Origin of the sequence: Citrobacter sp. KTE151 (genome assembly GCF_000398845.1) — a bacterium.
In the GTDB taxonomy this organism is placed as follows: domain Bacteria; phylum Pseudomonadota; class Gammaproteobacteria; order Enterobacterales; family Enterobacteriaceae; genus Citrobacter; species Citrobacter braakii.
The window spans coordinates 104,017-117,287 of sequence record NZ_KB976063.1 but is presented as its reverse complement, the minus strand read 5'-3'; the positions used below and the strand labels follow the sequence as shown (position 1 = coordinate 117,287).

Sequence of the window (13,271 nt, the reverse complement as noted above, 5' to 3'; positions counted from 1 at the left end):
TATTAGCCTTTTGGTTTGCCAGTTATACGAGGGGATTCGTTTGCCCCATACGGATTATCTTTGCTGAAGTTTCCTGACTGTTTATTAATTCGACCAGTAATTGCCTCCCCCCATGTTGTTGGGGCCAAGCCTCTTTTGGGGTCGGAGAAACGAAGCATTTCAGCTGCCGTTAGCTTATCATTATAATTTCGAACGTTAGCTTGAACATTTATACCGGCTTCACGTGCGGCAGCTATACGAGTGTTATCCATACTTGTAACTTTACCATCGGGCATAGTCACAACATCTACTGGATCGCCCTTCCAACCATCCTTTCTCATGCTTTTTACTAAATCATCATAAGTGTATTTTTGTTCCGTACCACGTTCAGTCTTATTAAAAGAAACGGTGTTCTGAGACAAACGAACATCATTTGCGTTTAGAGTTGCAGATTCTTTATTGGCATTGTTGGCAGCCTTACCTGGTGTTGCTCCATCAATAGCCAGTTTAGTACCTATCAACGCACTGGCTATAGCATGCACTTGCATTACAGTGTCATAGGTTTCAGCCACTTCATCCCATGACTTTTTGGGGTTCCCGTCCTTCCCACTCGCATTTACGATAGCCGTTATGGCTGCATCGCGAGTAATACTTCCATCATCAAGACCCTTCATTATTGCTTCAGCGTTGGCATAGTCCGCCGGGAAAAGGTCTTTATACTTCAGGTTATAAGTGACATCACCGCCATAACTATTCAGCGCTTTCTGTGCCTGTACAACAAGCTGTCCGCAACCTGCACTGCTCTTGTTCCCTTGTGTACAAACATCCAGAATTTGCTGATCGCGGGCTTTGTCTGTTGCATTGATATCGGCCAGTTCCTGTTGCAGTGCCTGCCGCTCTTCCGGTGCCAGATCGCCATTTTTGAGCTGGTTCTCAACCTGCATTTTGCGTTCGGCTTCTTTGTGATCCAGGTAGTTATATCGCACTGAATCCAGCGCCACCGTCGCACCCGACTGTGCACCGTTACTCCCGCCGATAACCCCGCCAATCGCGCCACCGCTGATGGCCGCCGCCCATTGGGTAATCGCTGCTTTCTCATTGTTATCAAGCTGAGTATGGCTGCTCAGATAGTCATTCACCATCTGACCAAACACTTCACTGCTCATGCCAGCCAGGCCACCTGCCAGCACGTTACCGCCGCCGAAGCTTGCCTGAATGGCACCAATAACACCGTGTATCGCCGCCTTTTCCGGGCCATCAGCCGCCCAGCCCATTTTAGCGCCCACATCGCCCGCAGCCTGGTTCGCCATTTGCCCGAACAGGCCAGCCAGTTCCTGCTGCTCCTGGACTTTTTCTTTATCGAAGATTTTGTCGATATGGCCGTTGGCGTTATCCGTGTCGCGACTCAGGTCAGCCACATCCTGCTGCTGATTTTCCTTGTCACGAACAGTGATTGTGCCGTCTGCAATCGCCGAATGGGTCGTACCCGATGCATCATCATGCGCCCCGATGCCGATAATCGGGATCGCACCACCGCCGCTTCCGTTCTTGTCGCCCGCGTACCCGCCAATGATGCCTTTTGTGTCTGAGCTGTATTCGGCACTGTTATTGATATCACGCCAGCCGAGCGTGCCCGTATCCAGCGAGTTTTTATCTGCCGTCGCCGTACTGGCGATAACGGCACCATCAAGCTGCGTGTGCTTGCCGACGGTGATATCAAAACCTTTATCTCCCGCAAACAGGCCACTCTGCTCACCGACGCTCGCATACTCACTTTTGGTTTTACTGTTGCTGATACTGAGTGAAGCGGAACCCGACATGCTGCCGAATGTGAAGCTGGCTCCGCCACTGACGTCCTTCTGCCAGCTGGTGTAGTCATCGGTATCCTGAAGGCTGCTCACCAGCAGGTCGCGGCCCACATCGGCAGTGATTTTGTCACCCAGGGCCTGCGCTCCGGCAATGACCGTGTCGCGTCCGCTGCTCATGCTCAACTCGTCGCGGGCGTTAACGCGGGTATTTACGTACTCTGTCGTTTTGCCGTTATCGCCACCTTTAGACTGGTAGCCGCTCGCCTGAACACCAATCCCGGTCTCCTGGCCGACCGAGACATGCACACCTGCGGCCCATCCGCTGCTGTTGTTCGCGCTTTTTTGCTCACGATTGTTGGAGGCAGCATCAAGTAACAGGTCGTTCTGTGCCACCAGCGTAACGTTATTCCCCGTGACGCCGCTGCCTGTAATATGCAAGTCGCCACTGGTCCCGTTTTGCCCGGTAGCGACCATATTCACGTCGCCTCCTGCCGTCAGGGTACTGCCGCGAACTTCATTTTGTTTCAGTTCAGAGGTCGATGTGCTTTTGCTGGAGCCGACATTCAGTTCCACACGAACGGCATTCATATCTCCTCCGGCCCCCCCCCGCCACAGAAGCCGCACCCGAGCCAGCAACCCACATATCCTGCGCGGCTTTTACGCCATAAAGTGCCTTCAGACGATCATCGCTCACTTCGCTGCCACGTTTGATGGCGTTATTCGCCGCCATTGCCGCATCAGTGATAGCAGAAGAAACGGACAGCGTCAGACCACTTTTCTTTTGCTCATACGTTTCTTTGCGGCGAAGCAGGTCATTGCCTGGGTCAACGGCAATTTCCCCGGCAACCACGTTCAGGTTTTTGGCCGCGATAACATCTGCGCCACTGATATGCGCTTTACTGTCCGCAATAATGCTGACATTGCCACCCGTGGAGCCAACGGTACTGACGCTCTGGCTTTGCGTTGTTCCATCTTCGTTAACCTGGTGGCGGGTGGAGTTAGTTCCGATGGTAAATCCAATACCACCGCTCCCCATCAGGCCACTCTTTTTCTTCTCCTTCAGATGATACGAAGACTGCTCGTCGGTCGCGGCCACGACATTGACATCATGACCCGCTTTCAGGGCAACATCGCCATCACCAATGATCGAGGATCCCTTCACCGTCACATCATTTCCGGCAGTGACAGAGACGTTATTTCCGCTCAGTGACGATCCTTTCTCATACGTAGCACTCTCTTCGTCGATAGTGTGCGTAGTGGTTTTTTTGAGGAATCCTTTTTTGGTCTTCGTCTCTTCCTTGTAGTGATAGTCGCTTTCCGTCGCGGTGGTCAGTTTCACGTCGCGGCCTGCGGCCACGCCGATATCCCCGCTGGCGGTCACCTGCGCCGCTTCGGCGTTCAGGTCGCGCCCGGCGATAATCGTGGTACTGCCGCCGCTGGCGATTTCGGTACCCTGCTGGCGCACGGATTCATCGATAACGGTTTTCTTGCTGTGGTGGCGCTCAGCATTTAAATGAGATATTTAAAATGCAACGTTACATGAATCGATAATATTTCCTGAAGCGGCCTCGCAGATATTAAATTTGTTCTTTAATCCAGTACTGCACTTTTATTCAGTGGAATATAATGGACACAGCAAAGCAACCGAAAGACCGCAACAGGAAAATCGATAAAATAGAAAACTCTGATTATTAAAGAGCGCGACATGAAAGTGTTCAAAGCACCTCCATGCCGCTGACCACAAGCAACTAAGCAGGAGTTGAATATGGCTGACAAAAATTTTAAGCCAGAAGTGGCTATTGCCAAAACAGTTTTAAACACTTTGCCCGATAATTCCAAAAAACGCGAAGCGGCACGCAAAAATGACCGTATTTCTAAGCCGTTGCGACGGATGAAAGTCAGTTACGTCAGTGTTCGGCATTATGATCGTCACACAAACAGAACAACACGGTACACCCGAAGCGCCTGCCTGCGCCTGAACGGATGCTGGATGGAAGAAGCCGGGTTTACGACTGGCACAAATCTGGATATCCGCGTGATGCCCGGTTGCCTCGTCATCACCACCCGCCCGCAGGAAACGCCGCTGATGAAGATGCTGAATAACGTGACGCATGTGCCTGAAAAAGATCAGCTGCAGGTGATGGCATTTTTGCAGGATGTGATGGCGAAAGTAGCGCTGAAATAGCGGTAGTTAGGGGAGATCCCGCCCTTGATGGGGACGGGATTGTCTTGATTTAATCAGGTATTAAACAATTTAAATTACAGGCTCGGGATTTATTACCCTTATATATAAAGACTATCATCGTAGGGCGCTTCAGCCAGAATTTTTTGAATTTCATGTTGTGCTTTTGGTTCCCATGAAAGATTCATATTTGCCATTAATTCAATAAATTTTTGGAAAGCGATGCGTCGTCCATCTCTGCCTTTCACCCTGTGTTCCAGCTCATATTGAAATGCTGTTTTATAAGCGAGCTCTGACATAATCCAATAAAGTAGCTCATCTAACGACCCAGTAACCTTTCGCGAGAATTCATAACCTCTTTCTGAATGAATAAAATTATACACATCATTTTCAAATGTAATATATGGAGTACCATCACCAATTGGAGAAGTACAAAGATTAACAGAATGTCTTGGTAGACCAGCTTGCAAGGTCAGCTCGTCAATTTTTTTTTGTATTTCTTCGATATTCAGCAACATGTCAGCGAACCTCACGAATATATTCATTCTTCAAGAGCCATTCTACATTCACTCGATCTTGCATATTAGGTAATATTTGAATCCCCCCCCCAGGCTCACCAAAAGCGGGGGCGATCTTTCCTTGTATAGCAGGTAAGGGTTTTATTACCTCATATTCATAGTATTTTTCAGCTTTAGCACCTGGCGCAAGGGCACGTTGTTCATAAGGAGTCCCTTTCGGTGCAAGGAAAGAACCATTAGGATCACCATATCTATCCAAGCGTGTGCCTACCGGAATTGTAGTTTTGACAGGATCACCTTCAAATCCCAAATTCTTGGGCCAATCCCAACCACCATTGGCATTCTTGAATTTGTCGTAGTAAGAATAGCCTCCGGCTTCAGCATCTGTAGTTGCACTTGAATAGTTAGGGTTTTTAGGTACGCTTTCCTTAACGATACTCTGACCTAATGAACTGATTTTATTAGCTACCGCAGCACCTAACACTGGTGTCATCGACGCCGCAATAGTCTTCATACCGTCATAGGTTTCGATGTAGTTTTCAGCCGTCGCTTTGTCCACACCGAACTGCGCCATGGCATAGTTTACCATCGCATCCTTCACCTGCTGCTGATTCTGTGCATCAACGCTGGTGATATTCAGCAAGTTCACTATCTGTCCGTAGGAGTCAGCATACTGCTGGCTGGCTTTTGAGTTGTAGTTACCCGTACTTTCGTACTCACCTTTCGTCGAAATTGCCTCAAGCCTTGCTCCCGCACAGCCCGGCGTCGCAGCCTTACCGTTACTACATGCATCCATCACTTTCTGATCACTGGCAATATCCTTCTCGCGTAGAGCATTGATGGTTTGCTGCGCTTTTTCACGCTCCGCTGGATCTTTGCTGTTTAGCTTCTGCTTCGCAATTTCAAGTTCTGTCTTGTCTGACAGACTCAGATAGTTATTCTCAACTGCGTTCTTACCGGCACCAGCACCTGTCGCGGCTCCCGCTGAATTCCCCGTAGCAATCCCACCAGCCATACCTGCCGATATACTCGCCAGCGCACTGACTGTCTGCTTCTGTTCTTCAGAAAGTTTATCTACACCAGGATAGAGCACATTGGCGATCGCACGCGCCGCCAGCTCTCCGCCCCCTGCACCAACCGCACCTGCCGCTGCACTATTTCCCTGAAGCGCAGCAACTGCACCGCCAAGGATCGCGTGCGCTATGGCATTGACCGCAGGGTTACCTTCCGTCGATTTCAGCAGGTGTGCCAGTTCAGGCGCCGAAGCTCCAGCCAGAGCACCCGCTAAATTGCCACCCGCCAGCCCCTGAAGCGCTGCCGTGGCCGCCTGAATACCGCGCTGAATATCACTGCCAGTACCAAACTTTTCCTGCTCTTTTTTGTATTCCGGTGTATTACGCAGATTCGCAAGATAATCCTGACGCTCTTTTTCCGTCGCATCCGCCGGAAGAGGTCCGTATGTATCCTGCGCCACTTTCAGCGCATTCAGCTCTCCCTGCGTCCGGGCAATATCCGCCGCCTGGCCGCCGATATCGCTGATCATCCCGATTTCCTTCAGGCGGTTCTGCTCTTTCTCCTTGTCGAAGATCGGGCTGATGCTGTCGTTGGCATGTTCGGTGTCGCGGCTCAGGTTCGCCACGTCCTGCTTCTGGTTGTCCCTGTCACGGATGGTGATGGTGCCATCAGCCACGGCGGCCTGCGTTGTGCCTTCGGCATGACCACTGTTGCCCGCCGCCGAAATCATCCCGCCCGGCATGTTGCCCTGGAATTTATCCCCGAAGCTGCCCGCGCCGCTGATGCTGATACCCGAGTGCTGAGTTTTGAAATCTGCTTCGTTGTGGATATCAGTGAAGCCCAGCGTCCCGGTATCCAGACTGTTTTTGTCCGCCGTCGCCGTGGAAGCGATAACCGCGCCATCGAGCTGGGTGTGGTTGCCGACCGTGATATCGAAGCCGCCATCTCCGGCAAACATCCCGGTTTGTTCGGCCACGGAGTCAAAGCGGCTCTTCATTTTATCCTGAGAGGCAGCGATGTAGCCGGAGCCCGTCATGCTGCCGAAGGTGAAGCTGCCGCCCGCCGCCACGCTGGTCTGTTTGCTGTCGTATTTGTTGCTGTCCTGCTGGCTGCTCATCAGCAGGTCATGACCCACGTCAGCCACGATTTTATTGCCATTGACCTGCGCCCCGCTGAGCACGGTGTCGTTTCCGCTCTTGATGGTGACGGTCTTGCCGCTGTCTATCGTGGTTTCAGTCCAGTCAGTGCCGTTGCCGTTGTCCCTGCCTTTTGCCGCGTTGACGTTAGCGAAGACGCTGATACCGGCACCTTTACCTGCCCCAATACTCACGCCGACACCGCCGCCGCTGCTGCTGTTCCTGCCGCTGGACTGTTGAGTGCTGGCGGCACCGCTGAGAATGACGTCATGCTTCGCGTCCAGCAGCGTGTCGCCACCCGCTTTCAGCTGGCTTCCGGCAATCACGATATCGCCGCTGTTCGGGCCTTTGCCTTTTCCGTTCGCAGTGATGGAAAGGTTGTTGCCCGCGTTCAGGGTGCTGCCCGTCACCGCATCGCTTTCGGCATGCTGCTGCGATTTGGATTTCTGCGTGGTCAGCGAGAGGCTGATGCCCATCGCGTTCGGGTCGGCCGTCAGGTTAGCCGCCTCAGCCGCCTGCCCGGCCTGCACGCCGGAGAGCACTGTTTTGGTGGCCTGAAGGGCCTTCAGACGTCCGTCACTCTCCTCTCTGGTGTCCTGTGCCGCCGTAACCGCATTATTAAGCGCGCTGCCGACGGTGCCAGAAAGCGCCAGCGTCAGCCCGCTTTTCTTCTGCTCAAAGGTTTCATCGCGGGTACGCTTGTCGTGACCCGGCTCAATGATGACGCTGCTGCCGCTGAGGCTCATATCCTTCCCGGCAATCAGGTCCGCACCGCCAATATGCGCATGGTTGCCGGCGGCAATGACCACGTTCCCGCCCGTTGAGCCGACGGTGCTGAAACTCTGGCTTTGCGTGGTGCCCGCCTCACGCAGGTCGTGGGTAGTTTTGCTGCTGCCGACGGTGATGCCGATACCGCCGGTGCCCATCAGGCCGCTCTTTTTGGTCTCTTTAAAGCGCCAGGAGGAGTCGGTGTTGGTCGCCGCCACGATATCGACGTTGTTGCCCGCGCCCAGCGCCACCGTGTTATCGCCCACCACGGAGGAGCCTTTCACCAGCAGGTTGTTACCCGCCTGAACGGTGACGTTATCGCCGCTCAGCAGGGTGCCCGCCTCGCGCGTCGCGCTGTCTTCCTCGATAGTGTGGGTCGTTTTCTTGCTGAGGAACCCTTTTCTGGTCTTCGTCTCTTCTTTGTAGTGATAGTTGCTTTCCGTCGCGGTGGTCAGGTTCACGTCGCGGCCTGCGGCCACGCCGATATCCCCGCTGGCGGTCACCTGTGCGGCTTCGGCGTTCAGGTCGCGCCCGGCGATAATCGTGGTGTTGCCGCCACTGGCAATTTCGGTGCCCTGCTGACGGACGGATTCATCGATAACGGTTTTCTTTTTCTCCCGCGAGCTGCTGCCGGTCACGGACGCTTCCGCCAGAAGATTCACATCACGTCCGGCCTGTATCCCGACGTTATTTTCCGCCACGATACCTGCCGCCTGGCTGGTAACATCCCGCCCGGCAACCAGCGTCACGTTGTCGCCCGCTGAAACGGTGGTTCTGTCGGCGCTGCGCTGATGGCTTTCGCTGCCGCCCGTGCGGCTGCTCTGACCGTTGCCCGCCGCGTTCAGGTTCAGGTCATTGCCCGCCACCAGTTGCGCGGTTTTGCCTGCATTGATGGCGCTCGCCGTGACGTTCAGGTCGTTGCCCGCCTGCATCACCGCGTTACCGCCCGCCGTGATGCTGCTGCCCTGGTTTGAGGTGGATGACGAAGCCGTGTCTTTCTGGCCCCGGACGCCCGTTCGGCTGCTGCTGTCGGTTATCTGATTGGCAACAATATTGATGTTATTGCCTGCGTCCATCGCCAGGTCACCACCGGCATTCACCTTCGCTCCGGTAATGTTGATGTCGTTTGCCGCCGCCATGTACAGGCCATCGCTGGCGCTGATGGAAGCGGTTTGCCCGACGTCGGTACCGCTGATATGCACGCTGCCGCGACGGCTGTCGTCACCCACGCCCCACTGCTGCGTTTGGGTGATGTTATTGATGTTGCCGCCGGTGCTTTCCAGTTGTACGGTTTTGCCGCTGATGGACGAGCCGATGTTGTTGATATCGCCCAGCGCGCTCAGGTCCAGCCCGCCGCCCGCTTTGATAAGCCCGGCGTTAAGGTTATTCAGGCTGTTGCTGCTGTCGATGGTAAGGCCGTTCTGCGCCAGCAGCGAGCTGCCGCTGTTGGTGACGTTGCCGCCCGCCAGCTGCACGTTGTTGCCGCTAATCACGCTGCCGCTCTGCACCGTCACGTCTTTTGGCGACAGATACACTTTTGGCACCATCACGGTCTGGCCGTTAATCGTGGCGGTTTCATACCACAGAATGCTGTGGTCGAGCGCCGCCACCTGATCGGCGGTCAGCGCCACGCCAAACTTCAGGCCGAGCGAACTCTGCACACTGACGGCGTTATCCATCAGGTAGCGCATCTGGTCGAGATCGGAGCCAAGGCCGTTGATGTAGCGCGTCCCGGTCTGATTCAGCACATAACTGGACACATAGCGGGTATCAAACGCCGCATCGCCGAGGAAGCGATAGTCTTTGTCCGGGTTCAGGCTGAGACGGCCCAGCATGTACGATGAGCCGAGGAACTGATTCATGTCGGTGTACTGGCTGCCCGTCTCGCGTGGGGCCGCGCCCGGGTTCATACCCAGCAGCTTATACAGATCGCCAAACAGCGACGGATCGAGCTGACCGAGGCCGTCGAGTTTTGGGTTAACGGTGATCAGATACGGGCTGTCCGGATCGGTGGACGGCACGAAGTAGCCGTTGTTGCCGGAAGGCAGAGGATAGTTGCCGTCCATACCGTCTGGAGCCAGCCCTGTGCCGCCGCCGATAGCCTGGCTGGCGGTGGTGTCTTGCCAGTCCGGGCCGGTAATGGCTTGGGTTCCGGCATCTGTCAGCGCCTGCTGGTTTGTACCGCCGCCGATACTCTGAGCCGACGGCGTGTTCAGGCTAGGGGCAACGATGGTGTTGCTGATTTTGCCCGCGTTGGCGGTGGTATTGGTGTTGCTGATATCGCTGGAGAAGGTGGCTTTAACAGTGCCACCAGCCTGAATGACCGAGCGGTAGATTTTTCCATCACTGCTTTCTGTACGGTTCTCGCCAGTCGGTATGAAATAGATAAAATCCACACCGCCTGTTCCGTTCTGAGAACTTAGCTGAGATTCAGTTGCGTACTCCTGCCCTCCATATGAATAAGTCAGGTAATGCGTCAGAGAGCTTTCCTGGACAGATTTATTATTAAGAGTAACACCACTCAGCACTGCATTATTTGTTGCCAGGATATTACTGGCAACGTTTTCCATATTATTAGCTGACAGCAATAAATCACGGCCTGAAGCTATGCGCGCTGCCGCTGAACCATCACTGGTAACAATGACCTCTGAGCGAGAAATAGCAAACTCCAGTGCAGGGCTGTTTTGATAAGGGGCCGGTCGAGACCAGTAAGCTCCGGCACAGGAATTAGCGCATCCTGTAGCAACGCGATAATAACCGTATTCATAGCCAATGCTGTCCAGATAACTCAGAGGGGCTTCTGCATATGTCGGCGTAAGCCATGAATATGATGCAGTGATATCTTTTTCTTCAGTGATAGTGACACTTAGCCCATCCCGCTGGTTCAGCAAATGCCCGGTCTTAATGGTGATATCGCCATTGGTGGTCTCGATATTCCCGGAGGTATTGATCACCTCGGCGTTCGCCGTGCCTCTGGCATCTTTCTGCATCACCAGGTTATTACCCGCCAGCATATCGCCGCGCAGGTTCTGGATGCTGTTGGCAAACAGCGAGAGGTTGTTGCCCGCATACAGCAGCGCGGTGTTAACGATCGACCCGGCCGCCGTTAACACCAGGCTGCCCGCCGTGCCGGTGAAGCCGTCGAGAGTGATATCGCCCCGGCTTGTCAGGCTGACGTCCCCGCCTGCCTGCAGGCTGCCGCTGGCGTTCATCGCAATCTGGCTGCCGCTCAATGCCGTGGTGCCGCTGCCTGCGGTCAGTTGCCCGTTGTTGGTCAGCCTGCCCGCCGCGTTCAGCGTGATGCCGTTGCCCTGCAATGTGGCTCCGTTGGTTATATCGCCCTGGCTGCTGATGGAGAGCTGCTTGTTCGCGGCGATAACGCCCTGGGTGGTAAAGCCGTTAGAGAGCTTCAGCGTCAGGTTGCCGAGCGCCACCAGCTGGCCCGCGCCGCTGAGCGAAACCATTTCGGCAAGCATATCCCCGCCGCTGAACACCTTCCCGCCCGCGTTGTTGAGGCTGTCCCCCTTGAGCGTCAAACCCTGATTGCCCAGCAACGTACCAGTGTTGGTGATGGTCTGCGCATTGACGTTCAGCTGTGCGGCCTGGAAGGTGCCGCCGTTGTCCAGGCTGTTACCTGTGAACGTCGCCTGGTTCGCTGCTATTACGGTGCCGTTACCGGCAAGTTTCGCCACGTTCAGCACCAGGTTCGTGGCCTGTAGCCAGCCGCTGCCGCTGTAGTCCGGCGTGGTGAAGCTCAGATCGCCGCCGGAGAGAATTTTACCGCCGTTGCGGGCCTGCATTGCCGCGCTGAGCGTGGTTTTGCCGTTGCCCTGAACAGTGCCGTCGTTGGTCAGCACGGGCGCAGTGAGGATTAATGCATTCTGGCTGAGCAGCACGCCGCTGGCCTGGTTGGTCAGGGCATTCAGCAGAGTGAGCGTCAAGCCGCTGTCGCCCTGCACGCGTCCGCTGTTGGTGAGCGAGCTGGCGCTGAGTTGGGTATCAGCCCCCTGAAGCTGCCCGCTGTTGCTGATGTCTTTCGCGCTGACGTTAAGCAGCCCGCCGGTCAGCATTTTGCCCTGCTGTTGCAGGTTCCCGCTGAGCGCGACGTTCAGGCCGTTAACGCCGCTGATTTCGCCGCCGTTGCTGAGTGAATCGCCTTTCACCTCCAGCGTTTTCGCACTGATTAATCCCTGGTTGCTCAACGCTTTGCCGGTCAGGCGAGCGTCGCCCAGCGCGGTGATTTTGCTTCCGGCTGCGGCGATGACGTCGCCGCTCAGGGTCAGGGCTAAATCCAGCGCGCTCTGAATTGCACCGCTGTTGTTCAGACTGCTGCCGTCTAAGGCGATGTTCTGCCCCTGAAGCCGGCCGCTGTTGGTCACGTCTCCCGCGTTCAGCGTCAGTGCTTTCTGGCTTAGCAGGTCTCCGCTGTTGGTAAGCCGGCCGGTACTGTTCAGGGTCAGGCCGTTCAGGCCAATAGCCGTTCCTCTGTTGTCGATACTGTTCTGGCGCAGTGAAAGCGTATTGCCCTGAAGCGTGCCGTCGCTGGTGAAGGTCATTCCGGCGAGCGACATTTCACCTGACGAGAGGATGCTGCCGTGGTTGGTCAGCACTGGCGCGTTCAGCCCGATATTGCCCTGGCTCATCAGATCGCCATTGTTGAGCAAAGCGGCGCTCAGCGTAGCGTTGAGATTGCCGGTTGCCAGCACGGAACCGCTGTTGGTCCAGCTATCCGCCTGAGCGGTGAGGTTCTGCCCCTGCGTGGTCCCGGCGGTATTCAGCGTTTTACCGCTGAGAGAGAGGTCGCCCGCCGTCAGCCAGCGCCCGTTGCTCCCCTGCGATAGCGTATCACCGGCAAGCGTCAGCGCCCCGGTTCCCTGCAACAGGCCGTCGCCGTTCAGCGTGGTCGCTTTAACGTTCAGCGTGTCAGCAATGATTTTGCCCGGGTTGCTGAGAGAGTCCGTGCTTAGCGTTAAACCCTTGTCGCTGGTGATAAGCCCGCTGTTGCGGATGTCCGGAATATCCAGCGTCAGATTTGCGGCGCTGTAGAGGGTACCGTTCTGCTGGTTATCCAGCTTTTGTGTACCAATCAGCAATGCGCTTTCGCCCTGCATCAGGCCGCTGTTGGTGAGAGTTTGCGACTGAGTATTCAGAGTGGAAGCCACGAGCACACCGCTGTTGGTCAGTTCTGGCACGCTGAGGCTGAGCGATGCCGCACTGCTTTTGCCGCTGTGGGTGAGTTTTTCGCGGGCGTTCACCGTCATATTTTTTTGTGCCGCCTGCGTACCAGCAAGCGCCGCTTCCCGCGCACTGAGGGTGAGGTTATTGCCGCTCTGAAGCTGTGCGCTCGCCGCTGTCGTAAGCCTGTCGCCCTGCAGCTGAAGATCGCCACCCGCGCTGGTTTCCCCGTCCAGCGTCGCCGCGGTGGTATTCAGCGTCATGGCGGCGTCGCTGTGCGTCACCGAATTTTTGCCGGAGGTCAGGGTCTGCGCATTGACCGTCAGCCCTTTACCACCGGACAGCACGCCGTTCTGCGCGACATCCTGCGCCTTCAGCACCAGAACATCGTCGCTCACCAGCGAGCCTGTATTGGTCAGCTTCCCGCTGGCGGTGATGTCCGCTTTGCCCTTCGCGCCGGTGCTGCCGCTTTGGGTAAAATCTTTCGTACTGACGGTCAGATTGCCGCCGCTCAGCAGGGAACCCGAATTGCTGAGCGTGGAGCTGCCCACGCTCAGGGAAGCCCCCTGAACGGAACCGCTGTTATTCAGCGTGCTGGCATTCAGCTGAGCGCTGTTATGCGCCAGCAGCCTGCCGTCCTGGGTCAGGGTGTTACCGCTTACCGTCAGGTTTTGCCCGGCGGTCATCTGCC

The 13,271-nt window shown here is 55.5% G+C and carries 2 protein-coding genes and 3 pseudogenes; 1 reads left to right on the top strand and 4 read right to left on the bottom strand.

The annotated features are described in order from the left end of the window. Positions 1-2: 2 nt before the first annotated feature. Positions 3-3,285: pseudogene (locus WC7_RS24845) on the bottom strand (hemagglutinin repeat-containing protein); the annotation flags it as partial. A 267-nt stretch (positions 3,286-3,552) separates the two neighbouring features. Between WC7_RS24845 and WC7_RS24835 the strand changes: the two are divergent. Further along, positions 3,553-3,972 carry a SymE family type I addiction module toxin gene (locus WC7_RS24835; protein ID WP_016151893.1) on the top strand — a complete coding sequence of 140 codons (420 nt, stop codon included), beginning with the start codon at positions 3,553-3,555 and terminating at the stop codon, positions 3,970-3,972. 98 nt (positions 3,973-4,070) lie between these two features. Here the strand turns inward: WC7_RS24835 and WC7_RS20630 are convergent, their stop codons facing one another. The 3 genes and pseudogenes from WC7_RS20630 to WC7_RS20635 form a co-directional block, all read right to left on the bottom strand. Then, positions 4,071-4,487, bottom strand: a complete 417-nt coding sequence (locus WC7_RS20630) for an Imm63 family immunity protein (RefSeq protein WP_016151892.1) — start codon at positions 4,485-4,487, stop codon at positions 4,071-4,073. 1 nt (position 4,488) lies between these two features. Further along, a pseudogene (locus WC7_RS27300) lies at positions 4,489-4,707 on the bottom strand (TNT domain-containing protein); the annotation flags it as partial. A 531-nt stretch (positions 4,708-5,238) separates the two neighbouring features. Beyond that, positions 5,239-12,048 (bottom strand): annotated as a pseudogene (locus WC7_RS20635) (hemagglutinin repeat-containing protein); the annotation flags it as partial. Positions 12,049-13,271 lie beyond the last annotated feature (1,223 nt).

Bases quoted from the DNA above. Each gene is read 5' to 3' on its own strand.
- WC7_RS20630 (WP_016151892.1), bottom strand. From the start codon at position 4,487: ATGTTGCTGAATATCGAAGAAATACAAAAAAAAATTGACGAGCTGACC.
- WC7_RS24835 (WP_016151893.1), top strand. From the start codon at position 3,553: ATGGCTGACAAAAATTTTAAGCCAGAAGTGGCTATTGCCAAAACAGTT.